Consider the following 17,253-nt stretch of genomic DNA (forward strand, 5'->3'; position numbering starts at 1 on the left):
AGAGGATTACTTCCACAAGTAATGATTAAAATAAAAAACGGGGCCGATTCCTGGATAGGAAGTCGGTCCCGTTTCGTATTATGAAGAAAGATTGAATTGCTCTATTTCTTCTCGGTGAGGACAAACCGGATGGTGCCGGCGTTGACCAAATCGTCGTGCGAGATGAAGCGGCCTTTGAGTCGCTTGCCGTTGACCTCGACGTGGTCGATGTAGATGGCATCGGCCGAGGGGCGCTCACACTCGATTACCAGCGTCTCGTGCTTGTAGTAGCGCGGGTCGAGGTGCAGGGTGATGCGGTCGAAAGTAGGGGCTGTGAGCGTGTAGCGGGGGATACCCGGACAGTCGGGGTAGAGGCCCATCATGCTGAATACGGCCCAGGCCGACATGGTGCCGGTGTCGTCGTTGCCGGGAATACCGTCGGGTTGGTTCTTGAAATATTTTTTCAAGAGTGCGTTTACCAGCGAGTCGGTGCGCCACTCTTCACCCTTGACCTGTGCAAAGAGGTAGGGGTAGGTGATGTCGGGCTCGTTGGCCGGGTCGTAGAGATTTTCGTCGAATACCTTGCGCAGTTTGGCGGAAAATTTCTTGTCGCCCCCCATGAGCCGCTTGAGCCCGTCGATATCGTGCGGGATGTAGAAGGTATAGTTCCAGGCATTCCCCTCGTGGAATCCGGGCGAGGGTTCGAAATTGATGCCCTGCATGGGATCGAAGGGGGTGTAGAACTTGCCGTCGGGCAGGATGGGGCGCAGCGTGCCATACTCCTTGCAATAGTAGTGCTTGTAGCCCAGCGAACGGGTGGCAAAGCGTTTGGCGTCGTCCTTGTGTCCCAGGTCGGCGGCAAAGCGCGAGAGGGCAAAGTCGGCCAGGTAGTATTCGAGGGCGTGCGATACCGAGTTGTCAAATTGTTCACGCAGGGGCACATAACCCAGTTGCATGTAGTCGTCGTTGTCGGTGCGCAGTATGTTTTCGCTGCTCGGTGCCGTGGCCGATTTCACCATGGCCCGGTAGGCCGTTTCGGCGTCGAATCCCTTCAAGCCGCGCAGCCAGGTGTCGGCCAGCATGATGATGGCGGGGTCGCCCGACATGGTGAGGGTTTCGTTGCCGTAGAGTTCCCAACGGGGCAGCCATCCCCACTCGTTGTACATATCGATGAGCGATTGGGCCATATCGAGTTGCATCTGCGGATAGACGAGCGAGAAGAAGGGATGCACGTTGCGGAAGGTGTCCCACAGCGAGAATACCGTGTAGCGGTTGTGCCGGGTGGTGAGTATCTGCTGGCTCTCCATGGCGGGATATTGCCCGTTCACGTCCTGCAGAATGTTGGGGTGGATGAGCATGTGGTAGAGAGCCGTGTAGAAGATGGTCTTCTGTTCGTCGCTACCCCCCTCGACTTCGACACGCGACAGGATGTCGTTCCACTGCTGGCGGGCCTGGTGAGTCACCTGGTCGAACTGGAATCCCTGTTGTTCTCGGTCGAGATTCTCACGAGCGTTGGCCGTGCTGACGAACGACACGCCTACCTGTACCTGAATCTGCTCGCCCGGTTGGGTATCGTACGAGAAGAATACGCCGATATCGTCGCCCGACATCTCTTTGGTGTAACGCGAATAGATTTTATATTTCCCGTTGTCGGGGTCCCACTCGGCCTCTACGCCGGTCATGGGGCGCTGTTTTTTCCAGTAACCCGATTGCATGGGTTTCTTATCGACCCGTATCACGAAGTAGATGGGGAATACCCCCTGGCGGTTGTAGTAGCAGAAACCGCCCAGCAGTTTGCTGCCCTCATACTCGGTGTCGCTCACTTTGCGCACCGTGGCGCCGCTCTCGTTGGTGAGACCCTCGCCCAGGTTGAGCAGGATGTGGCTCTCGCCGCCGGGATAGGTGAACCGGGCAATCGAACTGCGCAGGGTAGCGCTCACCTCGGTGTCGATACCGTAGCGGGTGAGGTGGTTGGCATAGTAACCGGGATGCGCCTCCTCCTGGTTGTATTCACTGCCATATTGCTTGTAATCGACACACAGCTCGCCGCTCGTGGGCATGAGCAGCAGAGAGCCCAGGTCGGGGCAGCCCACGCCGCTGAGGTTCACATGCGAGAAGCCGGTGAAGAAGCGGTTGTGATATTCATAGGGGGTGGACCACCAGCGGGCATCCTTGTCATAGACGTTCAGGTCGGACCCCATGACGTTGAAGGGGGTAACCGACATGAGCCCGTTGGGGCAGAGGGCTCCCGGGTTGGTGGTGCCGAAGTTGGTGGTGCCTATAAACGGGTTGATATAAGCAACAGGCTCGCCTGCCCCTGCCGGGACGGACGAGACTGCCGTTAAGATACCCGCAATGATGAGATTGCGAATGTGCATCATAATATGGAGTTGTTTTTGGTAAACTCGATGATTTCCGAGATGTATCCGAATGCCATACCCACAACCGTGTCGGCGGCGCCGTAATAGACAGCTACCCGGTCGTCTTCGGTAAGGGCTGCGCAGGGGAATACCACATTGGGCACGTCGCCTTGCAACTCATAGGGAGCGGCGGGGGCGAGCAGGTAGGGTCGTGTGCGGTAGAGCACCTTCGAGGGGTCGTCTTTGTCGAGGAGGGCGGCACCCATCGAGTAGCGGAATCCGTTGCAGGTGGTGATGACACCGTGGTAGAAGAGCAACCACCCTTCGTCGGTGAGGATGGGGATGGGGCCGGCTCCTATCTTGGTGCATTGCCAGGCGCTCTCGGGGAACGGAGTGGGCGAGAGCACGTGACGATGTTCGCCCCAGAACTTCATATCGGGGCTATAGCTGATGTAGATGTCGCCAAAGGGCGTGTGGCCGCTGTCGCTGGGACGGCTCAGCAAGGCATACTTGCCGTTGATCTTCTGCGGGAAGAGCACACCGTTGCGGTTGAAGGGCAACAGGGCATTCTCGCATTGGAAGAACTCCTTGAAGTCGAAGGTGTAGCCTACACCGATGGTAGGACCGTAGTAGCCGTTGCACCAGGTAATCCAGTAGCGGTCTTCGATCCAGGTCACACGCGGGTCGTATTTGTACTCCGACTCAATCATCTCGGTGTTGCCCGGTTTGAACTTGATGGGCTCGTGCTCGATATCCCAGTGGATACCGTCTTTGCTGAATCCGGCAAAGATGTTCATCTGTACGGCCCGGTTGTCGCAGCGGAATACCCCGGCAAAGCCGTCGCCGAAAGGTACTACGGCGCTGTTGAAGATACTGTTTGACGAGGGGATGTGGTAACGGTCGATTACCGGGTTGTGCGAGTAACGCCACATGACATCGGTACATCCTACCGGACGCTCTTCCCAAGGGATAACTATTTTCTTGCTCATTTCGTTTTTCGTTTTTGAAATTGGTACTATATTTTTTTCGGATTAAATATCGGCATTTTCCCCGACACTACCATGCGGTGGTGTTATTTCTCCGTCTGTTTTTTCGAATCGTCGTAGGTGAACGGTACGAAATAGGTAATCAGGAACGAGGGTATGGTAGCAATCATTACCATGATAAAGAAATCGTGATACCCAATCATGTCGGATATCCAGCCACTGATACTACCGGGTATCATCACGCCCAGGTTCATGATGCCCGAGGCAAAGGCATAGTGTGCCATCTGGTGTTTGCCAGGGGCAATCTGTTGCATCATGAAAAGGGTGAGCCCCACGAATCCGAATCCGTAGCCAAAGTATTCGAATGCGATAGCTGTTGCAATAAGGCTGGTATTCTCGGGTTGATAAAGGGCCAGGAATACATATACCACAAAGGGGATGTTGAAGATGCAACACAACGAGAAGAGGGTGCGTTTCAGCCCGAAGTGTGAAATGTAGTATCCTGCCAGGATAGATCCGATTACAAAGGCTGCCGCCCCGAAGGTACCATAGTAGATACCTATCTGCTGTTCGGTCAGTCCCAAGCCACCTTCTGCACGTGAGGCTTTGAGGAACAACGGTACGATTTTCATGACAAACCCCTCGGCAAACCGGTAGAGGATAATGAAGAAAATGTAATAGACAATATGCTTTTTGGTGAAGAAGTCGGCAATCACATGCCACAATTCGTCCAGTTGTTCCGATAGGGGGCTATTGCTCTTCTCCTGCTGACTCGAGGGTAGGGTGAAGATATGGTATATACCCAGGGCTACCATTACGGCCGCACACACGAGCATGACGATTGTCCACGCATTTTCATTGGCTTGTCTCACTACCTCGGGGGCTGCATTTTTTTCTCCGCCACCGAAATAGTTGATCAAATAGCCGGCCAGATATACAAATCCACCCGAAGCTACAACCTTGGCAATATTGTAGAATGCTCCTTGCCAACCGATGTATTTGGCTTGATCGGTTTTGGAAAGTTCCGACATATATACGCCGTCGCAGGCAATGTCGTGGGTCGCTCCGCTAAAGGCTATGATGGCCAGCAGGATAATGGAAATGACAAAGAATGGCGGTAGATGCAGAGATAGTGCTACCAGGCCGAAGGTGATACCGGTGATGATCTGGGTAGTTACCACAAAGAATTTTTTGGTGCGGTACATTTCCAGTAGCGGACTCCAAAGGAACTTCAAAGTCCATGGCAGCATGATGAGCGAAGTCCATAAGGTGATTTGAGTGTTATCTACGCCCATGCCTTTGTACATGAGTACTACGACCATGTTGAGCACAACAAAGGGCATACCCATGGCAAAGTAGGCCGAGGGTATCCACCGAATGGGACTGATCGAACGTTTGTTGATTTTCTTCTCCATTATTTCGTATTTATCTCTCTTGTCTGTTCTGTTTTATTTGACGATGATTTCGTCGGTAAAGAGCCAGCCGCCGGCAATGCCGTTCGACTGTGCCTGGTAGCGCACATAGCGGGCCTGGGTGTTGCCTTGCCAGCCGAAGGTCTTGAACTGGAGGGTCTCGACCTCGGGCGAGATGTCGTTGGCAACGGTGGCCAGGGTTTCATACGCTTTACCGTCTTTCGATGCCGAGATGACAACCTGTTTGGGCAACCACACATAGGGGCCTTTCAGTTGCAGGAACTCGGCACTCACCTCTTGGATGGCGGTCTCGCTGCCCAGGTCGATGGTCACGTCGATATCGCTGTTGAGGAATCCCTGCCAGCGGTCGTCGTTGTACATCCAGCCTCCGCGCACACCATCGACGAGACTCTGGTCGCCTTGTGCCGCATATTGCTTGCTGTATGGCGTGGCATAGGTGACGGTCTTGTGCAGGGCCAGGTGCTCTATGGGTTGCAGCGATTCGGGTTTGTCGCCCACCTCTTTATCGAGCGGGAAGGGGTTGTAGCCTTTGCTGCGCAGATAGTTCACAGCCTGGAGGGCACGGGCGTGGAAACTTGTCCAGTCTTTGCGTTCAGCGGGAGTCCAGCCTACCTCGGCCAAAGCCAGTATGCGGGGATAAATCATATATTCGGTGTGCTCGGGCGTGGGCATATACTCGGTCCATACGTTACCCTGCAAGCCCTTGATGAGGGCGGCCTCCTGCGTGGAGAGCGAGTCGGGTACCGGTTCGAACGAATAGGCCTTCTCGAGGGTGAGGTAACCGCCTATGGCCATCGGTTGGGTGCCGGGGGCATCTTGATAGGCATCGAGGTAGCAATATTTGCCGGGGGTCATGATGGCGGGGTTACCGGCCTTGACGGCATGGATGGCACCCTCTTCGCCACGCCACGACATGACGGTGGCGGTGGGGGTGAGACCGCCCTCGATAATCTCGTCCCAGCCGATGAGCTTACGACCGTGGTCATTGAGGAACCGCTCGATACGGTGTATCATGTAGCTCTGCAGCTCTTCGACCGAAGCCAGGTGCTCGTCGGCCATCCGCTTCTTGCAGCGGGGGCAGTTGCGCCAGCCGTTTTTCGAAGCCTCGTCGCCCCCGATGTGGATATACTCCGAGGGGAAGAGGTCCATCACTTCGAGCAATACGTTCTCGAGGAACTCGAATGTCTTCTCGTTGCCGATGCAGTAGTCGGCATCGACATAGGGTTTGCCCGAGCAGGAGAGTTCGGGGTAGGTGGCCAGCACCTCTTCGGAGTGGCCCGGCATCTCGATTTCGGGAATGATGGTGATGTGACGTTCGGCGGCGTAGGCTACCACCTCGCGGATGTCGTCTTGTGTGTAATATCCGCCCACGGCGCGCGGGTCGTCTTGCTCGCAGAAGGTGCGGCCGCCGGTCCACCAGTCGTTCAGTTTCTCAAAGGGACGCCAGGCGGCAAACGAGGTGAGGCGGGGATATTTCTTGATTTCGATACGCCAGCCGGCGCCGTCGGTGAGGTGCCAGTGGAAGCGGTTCATCTTGAAGTAGGCCATGGCATCGAGCTGTTTCTTCACAAACTCCTTGTCGTAGAAGTGGCGCGACACGTCGAGGTGCATGCCTCGGTAGGGGAATCGGGGCGAGTCGGCAATGGTCACGGCGGGAAGAGTCTTGCCGTCGCCGTTGTTCAACAGCTGGAGCAGAGTCTGTATGCCGTAGAAGATACCCGTCTCGGTACTGGCCGAGAGTTTCACTCCCTTCTTGCCGATTTCGAGGTGGTAGCCTTCGGCTTCGGGCACGACAGTCGTGTCGCAGAGGGTCAGCTCGATACCCCCGTTACCGGTGGCTTCGTCGGCAAAAGCTACTGAATCGAGAGCCGTACCCTCGAGGTAGCGGGCCAGGGCCTGTTTGCTCTCGGGTGAGAGCGACGAGTAGAACTTCGTCTCAGGCGAGAGGATGAATTCGCCCCGATGATACTCTACCGACCGGGGCATGGGGATGATGTTGAGTTCTTGGGGTTGGCTGCAACTGCTTGCCCCCACCAACAGGAGGAGGGCAAACAGCGCGCTATGGAATATATTGCGTTTTGTCATGTGTATGTGCGTGATTAGTTGATAGAAATTTCATCGACAAAGAGCCAGCCTTTCTCGCCGCGGGCTCCGTGCCAGGCAGGAATCTGGCTGGTGGTCTCGACCACAACCCGTATTTTCGAAGCAGGTACCGAGGGGAATTTGCAGGTGTATTGGCGCACACCGTCGGCATCTTGCTCTGTGGTCACGGGGATATCGAGCTTGCCAATCTCGGTCATGGGGTTGTCGCCGTCGGCAGCATAGACCGTGATTTTCGTGGGAGGGAAGATGTACTCGGAGTATTGCACGAGCGAGCCTATCGTCACGCTGCTTACCGACTGGGTTTCGCCCAGGTCGATGGTAGCGTCAAGCGGGGTGTCGATGTATCCCAGCCAACAGCCATTGCTGTAGTTGAAGTCGCCGTGTATGCCGTCGGTCAATACCGAAGCTCCGCCGAACGTATATTTGGGGCTGGGAGCCTCTTTGAGTTCAGCCAGATGCCCGGTCGCTTTGTTGAACGAGAAGGGGCGCACCAGTGTGCGAGTCTTGACCTGGTCGCGCACCACGATGGCTTTCAGGGTACAGGTATCGCTATCGATACCGATTTCGATCGGACCCGTGTAGCGGGTGCTGGCCGTGGTGGGTTCGGTGCCGTCGAGGGTGTAGTAGATGGGGGCATCGCCTTGTGTGCGCAGGGTAGCTTCGATACAAGTTTTGCTGTCGCTTACGGTATATTCGCCCTCTACCTCGAAGAGGTGTTTGGCATAATTGAGTTCCATCACATTGTAGATCTCGAGTATGTGGCCGATGTGGTTGAGGAACCGGTCGTAGTCCTTATTCTCCGGTTGGTCCCACTGCACTTCGCTCAGCGCGGCGAGGCGGGGGAGAATCATGTATTCGAGCTGCTCGTTGGTGGGCATGTATTCGGTCCATACGTTGGCTTGTGTACCCAGAATGTGCTTGGCCTCCTCTTCTGTAAGCTCCTCGGGCACGGGGTTGAAGGCATAGACCATATCGACCGGGTTGTATCCGCCGATGGCGAGCGGTTCGCTTTGGGTGTCGCGCGACTGGTAGTAGTCGAAGTAGAGAGGCGAAGTGGGGGTCATGATGACGTCGTGTCCTTGTTTGGCAGCTTCGACACCGTTGCTGACACCGCGCCACGACATGACGGTAGCGTGGGTCGAGAGGCCGCCCTCCATGATTTCGTCCCAGCCAATCATTTCACGGCCGTGGTCGTTGAGGAACTTCTCGACCCGCTCGGTTACATAGCCTTGCAGGTAGTGTTCGGCCGTGCCGTGTTCGTCGTCTTTGAGGCCCAACTGTTTGATGCGGGTCTGGCAGGCGGGGCATTTCTCCCAACGCAGTTTGGGACACTCGTCGCCACCAATGTGGATATATTTCGAGGGGAAGATATCCATCACCTCGAGCAGTACGTTTTCGATAAACTCGAAGGTTTTGTCCTTACCGGCGCAAAGCACATCGTCGCGGATACCCCACTGACCCGAAACTTCATACGGGCCACCGGTACAACCCAGTTCGGGGTAGGAGGCCAAGGCGGCCATCATGTGGCCGGGCAGGTCGATTTCGGGGATAATGGTGATGCCCAGGTTGGCGGCATACTTCACGATATCGCGCAGCTCGTCTTGCGTATAGAATCCACCGTAGGGGGTGTTGTCGTAGTTGTCCCACTCTTTGGCAATCATCGTTTTGCTGCGCATGCTGCCTACCTCGGTGAGGCGGGGGTATTTCTTGATTTCGATGCGCCAGCCTTGGTCGTCGGTGAGGTGCCAGTGCAGCGTGTTGAGCTTGTGCACGGCCATGACGTTGAGAATGCGTTTTACCTCGTCGATCGAGAAGAAGTGACGGGCCACGTCGATGTGGAGGCCGCGGTAGCCGAATCGCGGAGCGTCGTCAATGGCGGCACAGGGTACCGACCAGTTTTCGTCTATGGCAGGAGTTTCGCCATAGATGGCAGCCGGGAGCAGCTGTTTGATGGTTTGCAGGGCAAAGCGTACGCCGTTGGGGGTAGCTGCCGTGATTTCTATTTTGTTTTTACCGATGTGGAGTTGGTAAGCCTCGTTGGCCAAGTCGGGGTTGAGCTTCACGATAATCGCGTTTTTGCCCTCTTTCTCGGCAAATTTCAACTCCTTGCCGCTTATCTTTTGGAACTGGGCGGCAAATTGCTGCATGGCACCGGTTATCTCGTCTCCACACTCGGGAGCAACAAATATCTGGGTACCGTTGTCGAATGTGAATCGCCCCGACATCTGCTCGATGTGGTTGGGGTAGGGTATCAGTTCGTAGCGGTTTTCCTCGCTCTGGCAAGAGATTAAGGCAATGAGTGTTGCCACGAATGCGAGATAATGACTGAGTTTTTTCATACTGGATTGTGAATTATGAGTGATGATGTTTTTTTGTTTGCATTTACTGTTTTACCGGGGTGTTGCCCATTTCGATGACAATGCGCCCGCCTTTCATGATGTCGCTATGCATGAAGAACGGCGATTCGAGCAGAATATTGTCGAGTCGGATGCTTTGGATGTACTTGTTGGTGCGCGAGTTGTTGTTGGCTACAATCTCGAATTTCTTGCCGTTCGACAAGCTGATGGTGACTTTGTCGAAGATGGGCCGGCCTACCGAATAGATGGGCGAACCGGGGCATACCTGGTAGAAGCCCATGGCGTTGAGTACATACCAGGCCGACATCTGTCCACAGTCTTCGTTGCCCGAGAGACCGTTGGGGTCGTCGAAGTATTGGGTATATAGAATCGTGTCGATAATTTGCTGCGTCTTCCACGATTGGTTCACATAGTTGTAGAGGTGAGCAATGTGGTGGCTGGGCTCGTTGCCGTGGGCATATTGACCGATGAGGCCCGAGATGTCGGACGATACGAGATCGCCCTCGATTTTCGAGTCGGCTACGAAGAGCGAGTCGAGTCGGCCGATAAACTGTTCCTGTCCGCCCATGAGCGATACGAGTCCGTCGATGTCGTGGGGGACAAACCAGGTCCATTGCCAGGCCGTGCCTTCGCAATAGTCGTCGTTGCGGTGATCCGATGCGTGGGGATTGAACGGGGTGTGCCATTTGCCGTCGAGGTCTTTACCCCGCATGAAGTGAGTTTGAGCATCGTAGTAGTTGGCATACGACTGGCTCAGGGCTTTGTATTTTTCGTAAGTGGCGGTATCGCCTATGGCTTGGGCCAGTTGGGCAATGCACCAGTCGTTGTAGGCATACTCCAGCCCTTTGGCAACCGATTCGTTCTCTTTCTCATGAGGGATATAACCGATTTGATTTTTGTAATATTTCGAGATGGGTACCAGGGCATTGACCATACGGCTCGGGGCGATGATGCCCGTTGTGTCGTAAACCGAACTTCTTATGCAGGCTTTGAGCAATTCGTGACCGTCGATCTTGTTGAATCCCTTCATGTAGGCATCGACAATGACGGGTACGGCGTGGTAGCCAATCATGGTAGCGGTATAGTTGCCGGCCAGTTCCCACATGGGCAGGATACCGCCTTCGTGGTATTTTTCCATGAGCGACATCACCAGCTTGTCGTTCAACTCGGGTTGTGTGATGGTGAGCAGGGGATGCAGAGCTCTGAAGGTATCCCACAACGAATAAACGGTGTAGATCTCTTTACCCGGTTTGGTTTGATGAATCATTTGGTCGAGCCCGCGGTAGCGACCGTCGGCGTCGGAGAAGAGGCTGGGATGTATGGCCGTGTGGTAGAGGGCCGTGTAGAAAATCTGTCGCAGGGTTTCGTTGTCGGTCTCTACTTCGATAGTCCCCAGATAGTTGTTCCATTTCTCTTTAGCCTGCATGGCGATGCTGTCGAAGTCCCAATTGGGAATTTCGCTCTCGACATTGCGGCGGGCACCATCGATATCGACGGCCGAAATACCCACTTTCACGAGCACCTCTTCGTCTTTGGTGGTGGCAAACTGGAGCAGGGCTTTTTTCTGTTCCAGTTTATAGGGCTTGCCGTTGCGCGTGATATCGATTACCGTATCGACAATATGGCAGGTAAAGGGCTTGGAAAATTTCATGTAGAAGCCAATCGGTTGACTGTCGGCCCACCCTTTGGTGCGTTTCCAGCCTACGATTTCGGTATCGCTCAAGGGGTTGAGTTTCATGTCGAGATTCTCTTGTCCCTGGAGACTGTAATCGAGGTCAACGATGAAGCCGGCCTGCTGGCTCTCGGGAAAGTGATAGCGGTGCATGGCGGCCCGTTCGGTCGCCGTCAGTTCGGCTTTGACGTGGTAGCGGTCGAGCACGACCGAGTAATAGCCCGGTGTAGCCTTTTCGCTGCTGTGCGAGAAGGGCGAGGCATAGGCCGTTTGCTGGCTTTCGGCACCCAGGTATTGATAGTCTTGTTTGCCCACGGTAGGCATCAGCAGAATATCGCCGTAATCGCCGCACCCGGTACCGCTCAGGTGGGTGTGGGAGAAGCCGTTGATAGTGCTGTCGGAGTAGTGATATCCCGAGCAGGCGTCCCACTCATAGATGCGGGTATCGGGACTCGGTTGTATCATTCCGTGCGGCACCACTGCACCGGGGAAGGTGTGTCCGTGACCGCCCGTCCCGATGAACGGATTCACAAAATCGGAATATTGTAACTGGGTTTCCGATGTATTGGAACAGCCCGAAAATAGAAGCAGTCCCAGTCCCAGCCAAAGCGTTGCTCGTTTCATGTCTTTTATTTATAAAGTGTTTGTATTCTTTCTTGTTTATGATTCTAAACTGCACAGTTACCACACGATTTTGTGGGTCGAGCAATTCTGTTTTTCGTCGGTTGCCTGTACGATGAGAACCCTCGGCATGGTTGCATCGAGTGTCATCTCGAAGGTGGTGCCGTTGGGGGTGGTGCGAGCTACGATTCTACCGCTCAGGTCGCACAGGGTGAGGCTCGTGATATTGCAGCTGGCCTGTACATGGAGGCGATTGTCGCGAGTATAGAGTTTCAACCCGTCGGCACTCGTCTGTTCGATGGTGGTAGCCGAGCTCGGTTTCTCTACATAGGGAGTACCGCAGGGAAGTATCTCGTGCAGGTTGGGTATGTTCTCTTCGTTCCACTCGATTTTTACGCCCGTGACCAGCTTCATCTCGTGGGTGTCGATGACGGTGCAGAGCGAGTTGAGGTGGCCCATCTCGATCCAGTCGGTACCGTCGTTGACATAGATGGTGGGTAACTCGTAGCGACTGTCGAAGGTGGTGTTGTGGAAAATCTCGATCGATTCGATGTTGATATTCTCGATAAAGTAGTGCTCGATGTACCCGGCTGTTACGGGTTGGTAGTAGGTCGAGAGGTCTTTATCGGAGAGGGTGGCAATCTGCACGCCATTTTGGTCGGTCGTTTGGGTATCTTTGGAGGCCATCTCCGACTTGAACTCGGCCACTTGCAGCCAGTAACTGCCGGTAACGCTGCGAATGATAAAGCGAACGTAGCGGGCTGTTTGCCCGTTGGCATTGCAGGTGAACGAACGTGAAGAGTCGAGGTAGTTACTGGTAAACTCGGCTATTTGGGTCCACTCGGTGTTATCGTTCGATATCTCGATGGCTGCCGTTCCCGAGAGCTGGTCGGTCTCGGTAAAGGTGATTGTGATTTCGTATTGAGGTTGCGAGGTGGGGTAGGTGAGCATGATGTATTGTCCCTCGGCCTGTGAGTTGCTGCTCCAGAAGAACGAGGAGGGGTTTCCGTCGATTACCCGTTCGATGCTGTAGCTTTGGTACTGCGGCATGTTGGTCGATACGGTGGGATCGCTGGTTACCGCAGAGAAGAGGCACGAACCGGCCAACCGGTCGGTCCCGACGGTCACCTGCTCGTCGGAGGTGTTTTTGATGCGTATATAGGCTGCTTTTTGCTCGGTAACAGGCAATTGTACGGGAGTCCATTGCTTGCCGTTTTCCGATACTTCGACTTCGATGCCCGGGTTGAACGAGGTGGCCGGTACATCTATTTTCTCGAGGTTGCCAAAGTAGATACCCACATATTCATCGCTGTCGAGCGTGAGGTCGGTCAATCCGTTCAGTTCAAACGAGGTGGTTTCTATGGACAGGTTTACGCCTTGCAGCTCCTCAATGTTCGAGATTACCTGCGGGTTGTCTTTTTCGGGCCACAAACCCGGTATGTTGTTGCCTATCTTCTCGATGAGGAAATCGGCAAACGGACGCAAGTGACTGTCGCCCGGTTTGGCTTCGTAGAGTTGCTCGTAGGTCGATGTCCCATATCCCTCAAGCGCACTGACCAGATAGGTCGAGTCGTTGCTCATGCCGGTATATAGTTTTTTCAGATTCAGGTATTTTTCCCAACCTTCGGCTCGCGACATGGTACTTCCGTTTTCGAGCATATCGAGGGCGTCGAGTGCAATGGTGCTGATCATTTTCAGTTTGGCGTTCCAGCAGCGAATATCGTTGTACATCAGTCGGTAGTCACGTTGCTCGCTATCTTTCAAGGTTTCGATATAGGTACATGCCTCTTTGAGGTTCCCCAACTCAGTGCGCAGCTGGGCTGCCTGGGAGGGGAATGTCTCGCCACCGTAGTCGGCCATGAAGCCGTCGTAGAGGGCAATCATCTCGTCGTCTTCGACCAGTGTATTGGAGAATCGGGCAAAGCATTTGAGGGCTTCGGCCGTTTGCGTATCACCCGGTAGTGCAATGCGTGCGAAGACATCTTCCCAGTTCTGGTGTACGTCGAACGCGTCGGGGTTCCAGCTGTAGTCGGCAGCACCGAAGAGGGCTACTTTCGAGGCTTGTGCCTGGCTCATGGGGTTCAATACGAGTCCGTTGAGGGTGTTGATGGCCCCCGGGGTCTCGATGGTCCAGTGGGTGGTGAGTTCGCGCATGTAGATGCGATCGTCGTGGTCATCGTTTACGGGGTTGTTCCACCACATGACCGGGTTGCGGCCCACGCGGCTGGCCATATCGTTGATGGCCGAAGCTCTGATGTTGGAGAAGCAGTCATATCCGGTGAAGGCGATGACGACCTCGCTATCGATATTTTTCAGGTCATAAAGGGTGTAGGAACCTCCATAGTTGAGGGCATAGGCTGTGGGGACGAAGAAGAGGGGCGCTATTTCGTCGTCGGGATCGTCGGTGACGAAACGTGCGCGCAACCGTTTTTGAGTACGGTCGGCCAAGTGAGCCTGCATACTGCCGTTGGGGGTATAGTTCATGTCGTCGATAAATACGCCGAATCCTCGCACGCCAAGACTGTAGAGATGCTCAAATTTGGTCATGAGAGCGTCGATGCCCATGTTCATCTGTGTGGTGTCTGAGAAGCTGATGCCTTGTTGTAAAGCGGGGTGTGCTGCCCAGATGAAATCGACATGGCAGGCTTTGGCCGCCTGGGCCATGGTGCGCAGGTCGTCCTGGGTAATCATGCCAAAGAAGCGTTGTTGCTCGGTGAGCGAGGTGGGATATTCGTCGCGCCAGTTTCCCAGGTGATAGGGGTCTGACTTGGGACCGTAGATAAACACGTTCATCTTGAAACGTTTGCAGAATTCAAAGAGGCTGATGCGGTTCTCGACCGAGTAGGGATGACCGTAGAAACCCTCTACGATTCCCCGATATTGAGTGTGGGAATAGTCTTCAAAAGTAATTTGACGGATGGTGTTTCCGCCGGCTTGCTCGAAAATTTGTTCGAGTGTGGCAAAGGCATAGTATTCCGAGCCTTTGTCGTTACCCAGGATGACGATGTCGCCATAGGGGTGGAGGTTGTTGATTTGCAACAGATAGGGGTCGAACTTGTTGTCGCCCGCATCGAATACGGCGAGGGGCAGATTGTGTTCGGTGGCATATTGAGCGGCAGCTCCGTCGGAGCCGTTTGTACCGAGATACAGGTTGGTTGCGGTTTGCGATGCTTCGTTGGAGTAGGAGAAGGTGTATCCTGCTCTCTCGAGCACTTCTTCCATGCGGTTGCGGGTTACTTCGCCGATACTGCTTTCGCAGATGACATTAATTTGGGTAGAGAGTTCTACCGAGTTCCCTTCCTCAACGACCTTTTGCGGAATAGGATATATGGTATAGGTTTGTGCTTGACTGCAAAGAATGGAGCCCGAAATAAATAGAGTAAGCAGGGTAAAAATGTTTTTCATCGCTGATGTATAATTTATAAAGCGTCTTGTTTTTCTATGGAAATATGTGCCTGTTTTATGTGAAAGTACGGATAATATCGTTGGCTTTTCATGGTTAAGGGGGATCTTATGAAATCGAGTGGATTATTGTCTCGTAGTCCCCGTCTTCATTTTGGCTTTTATTTTTGAAAAGCGCCCCGCACTCGCGAGAGTCGGGTACGGGGCGCATGACAAAGGATTGATTATTTCTTGAAACGTATAATCTTGTGGTTGTCACCCATCGAAACCTTGGCCAGGTAAATACCAGTGGGCAGGTTGGAGAGGTCGGCAGCCGGTTCGGCAGTTTCGGCAACGGCGCTACCCAGCAGGTTGTAAACTACTGCGGTTGCACCCTCGGGCATATAGAGCACGTTGTTGCTGAAGTAGATGGTCTCGGCAGCTACCTCTTCGATACCCGAAGCCAACGAGAAGGCAACATTAACGGTTACATCTTCGGTCCCTACTTGAATAGGATCGGTTACGTTTTCGAGAGCTTCACCGTTTACCATAACCGAGTTGATTTCGTAGGTGTCGCCTTGGTTTACGGCATAGAGGTTGCTGTAGGTCTTTACGGCGGCAGGCGACTCGGTCAAGGCTACATGGTAGCGTTGCAGTTCATAGGCAGCGTCTTCTTCGGCAGGCGTGTTGTAGGTTATGTTTACCGTTTCACGGCCGTTGGTCTTTTGAATGGCTGTTGCCATGGGGAAGTTGTTGCTGGAGAGAGCTCCATTTTTGCGATAGTAGGCATCTACATCGCCGGCCAGGTTCTCGATCGTTGTGCTTGTGGCCGATTCGGGACGATAGTAGGCTACCAGTCCTTCGGGAATTTCGTTGAAGCCATACATCGAGGCTTTGATCTCCTCGGGGGTAAGCGTCTTGTTCCAGAGTTGAACCTCTTCTACTTTCGAAGCCATCTGGTTGTATTTCGAGTCACCGATAGCAAAGTCGCAAGCATCGTAGAGCAGAGCCAAACCACCTTGTTCTACCTCTTGCGAGAGGGCCTCTTCGCCGTTTTTGTAAACCTTGAAGGTCTTTCCGTTGTTGCTGGTTACCAGCGAAATGAAGGCAAATTCACCGGGATAGAGCGTAGTCGTTTCTGATACGGCCGGAGCTGCAGCACCGGGACAACCGGTTGAGCTGCCATCCCAATAACGATACCACACGGCCAGTTTGCCGTTTTGTACACCTACACCATAGGAACCTTCTACATTCCAGGTGATGCTGTTTTGTACGTGACCCATGAATACACCGTTGTAGGCCATAGGCGAAATCCAGGCCGAGAAGGTGTAGTTGCGCGAACGTTGGTCGCTCGATACCTGGTTTTGCTCGGTATTGTGCGTGCCCAGAGCCGTATCGCTGAATCGCAACTGAGCCTCTTCGCTTCCGTAGCCGGGAGCCGACATCAACATGGCGTCGCCCGTGGTGGCCAGCTGTTTGAATTCGGCAGAGAAGTTGGCAGCGGCGGTTACCATATATGTAGAGTTAGGATAGATTTCGTCGTTGTTCTTTACCGATACCAGTTCGTAGCCACTGTTGGGGGTAGCGGTGATGGTCAGTACGGTACCCTCGGCAACTTCAGTACCCGAAGTAAGGGCAGTTTCGCCGTTCTTGATTGAGAGCGTTCCGTTCTCGGGGGTGGTAAAGTTGATGGCATATCTCTGGATATTCGATTTTACGGTTATCTTCACGTCGTAGTAAGTACCCTCGGCGTAGGTCCCGTCATAGGTGGTGACGTTGTCGGTTCCACCGATGAACATCATACGTAGCAGATAGACGGTACCCTCTTCGGCCGAAGCAGGAACCGTGAACGAGGGAAGCGTACCCTCCGAGACTTTGGTAGCTCCATCTTCAACATATACCGTTACACCGGTAGTATGATTCTCAAATCCACCGTTTCCCGAGTTACCGCAGAGGATAAGGCGGGTCATCTCTTTCGTTTCGTTGGCATCGCAGAAGGTAACGAATTGTCCCCACCACGTGTCGATATTGATGGTGAGATCTACTTTGCTACCCGGAGCAACCAGTAATTCTTGTGCGATTTTTCCAGTGGGTTCTTTAGGAATAGAGATGCTGTTCAGGTCTTCCAAGGCACCCGATGTACTGAATGATACAATGTTTCCCACATTACCTACTCCGTTTGTATAAGTAGGAGCATCGTACCCGTCGAGCGGGTTTTGAGCATTTGCCAGGGCTCCGCCCAGCAGAGCCGTAAGCATCAAAAGGTAAAGTTTTTTCATAAATCAAAAAAGCTATTAAGGATTAAAGATTAAAAGTGATTTATGTAATTAACTCCACCGCACACCTGGAGCATGCGGTGGA

The 17,253-nt window shown here is 53.8% G+C and carries 8 protein-coding genes; all 8 read right to left on the reverse strand.

Annotation, left to right across the window (positions count from 1 at the left end; genetic code table 11):
- Nucleotides 1–101 precede the first annotated feature (101 nt).
- The 8 genes from B5G10_RS08315 to B5G10_RS08350 all read right to left on the reverse strand — a co-directional run bounded on the left by B5G10_RS08315 (nucleotide 102) and on the right by B5G10_RS08350 (nucleotide 17,171).
- Entirely contained in the window at nucleotides 102–2,357 is a 2,256-nt protein-coding gene (locus B5G10_RS08315; RefSeq protein WP_087424341.1) for a GH92 family glycosyl hydrolase, read from the reverse strand.
- Nucleotides 2,357–3,328 carry a glycoside hydrolase family 130 protein gene (locus B5G10_RS08320; RefSeq protein ID WP_087424277.1) on the reverse strand — a complete coding sequence of 324 codons (972 nt, stop codon included), beginning with the start codon at nucleotides 3,326–3,328 and terminating at the stop codon, nucleotides 2,357–2,359. Before B5G10_RS08320 ends, B5G10_RS08315 begins: the two co-directional genes overlap by 1 nt.
- Nucleotides 3,329–3,411: 83 nt before the next feature.
- Nucleotides 3,412–4,728: an MFS transporter gene (locus tag B5G10_RS08325; RefSeq protein WP_087424342.1), complete on the reverse strand. Its 1,317-nt coding sequence runs from the start codon at nucleotides 4,726–4,728 to the stop codon at nucleotides 3,412–3,414.
- 45 nt (nucleotides 4,729–4,773) lie between these two features.
- Nucleotides 4,774–6,843 (reverse strand): family 20 glycosylhydrolase, encoded by a 2,070-nt coding sequence (locus B5G10_RS08330; protein ID WP_087424278.1) that lies wholly within the window; start codon nucleotides 6,841–6,843, stop codon nucleotides 4,774–4,776.
- A 14-nt stretch (nucleotides 6,844–6,857) separates the two neighbouring features.
- Nucleotides 6,858–9,200 (reverse strand): family 20 glycosylhydrolase, encoded by a 2,343-nt coding sequence (locus B5G10_RS08335; RefSeq protein ID WP_087424279.1) that lies wholly within the window; start codon nucleotides 9,198–9,200, stop codon nucleotides 6,858–6,860.
- Between the two features lie 43 nt (nucleotides 9,201–9,243).
- Complete coding sequence (locus tag B5G10_RS08340) at nucleotides 9,244–11,514, reverse strand: GH92 family glycosyl hydrolase (protein ID WP_087424280.1); 2,271 nt, start codon at nucleotides 11,512–11,514, stop codon at nucleotides 9,244–9,246.
- Between the two features lie 57 nt (nucleotides 11,515–11,571).
- Nucleotides 11,572–14,916 (reverse strand): beta-N-acetylglucosaminidase domain-containing protein, encoded by a 3,345-nt coding sequence (locus tag B5G10_RS08345; protein WP_087424281.1) that lies wholly within the window; start codon nucleotides 14,914–14,916, stop codon nucleotides 11,572–11,574.
- A 221-nt stretch (nucleotides 14,917–15,137) separates the two neighbouring features.
- Nucleotides 15,138–17,171, reverse strand: coding sequence for a LamG-like jellyroll fold domain-containing protein (locus B5G10_RS08350; protein ID WP_087424282.1), 2,034 nt, complete (start codon nucleotides 17,169–17,171; stop codon nucleotides 15,138–15,140).
- Between the last annotated feature and the right edge of the window lie 82 nt (nucleotides 17,172–17,253).

The sequence above is a fragment of the Barnesiella sp. An55 genome, assembly GCF_002161555.1.
Lineage (GTDB): Bacteria > Bacteroidota > Bacteroidia > Bacteroidales > Barnesiellaceae > Barnesiella > Barnesiella merdipullorum.

Coding starts and splice junctions, on each gene's coding strand:
- B5G10_RS08315 (WP_087424341.1), bottom strand. CDS start 2,357: ATGCACATTCGCAATCTCATCATTGCGGGTATCTTAACGGCAGTCTCG.
- B5G10_RS08320 (WP_087424277.1), bottom strand. CDS start 3,328: ATGAGCAAGAAAATAGTTATCCCTTGGGAAGAGCGTCCGGTAGGATGT.
- B5G10_RS08330 (WP_087424278.1), bottom strand. CDS start 6,843: ATGACAAAACGCAATATATTCCATAGCGCGCTGTTTGCCCTCCTCCTG.
- B5G10_RS08335 (WP_087424279.1), bottom strand. CDS start 9,200: ATGAAAAAACTCAGTCATTATCTCGCATTCGTGGCAACACTCATTGCC.
- B5G10_RS08340 (WP_087424280.1), bottom strand. CDS start 11,514: ATGAAACGAGCAACGCTTTGGCTGGGACTGGGACTGCTTCTATTTTCG.
- B5G10_RS08345 (WP_087424281.1), bottom strand. CDS start 14,916: ATGAAAAACATTTTTACCCTGCTTACTCTATTTATTTCGGGCTCCATT.
- B5G10_RS08350 (WP_087424282.1), bottom strand. CDS start 17,171: ATGAAAAAACTTTACCTTTTGATGCTTACGGCTCTGCTGGGCGGAGCC.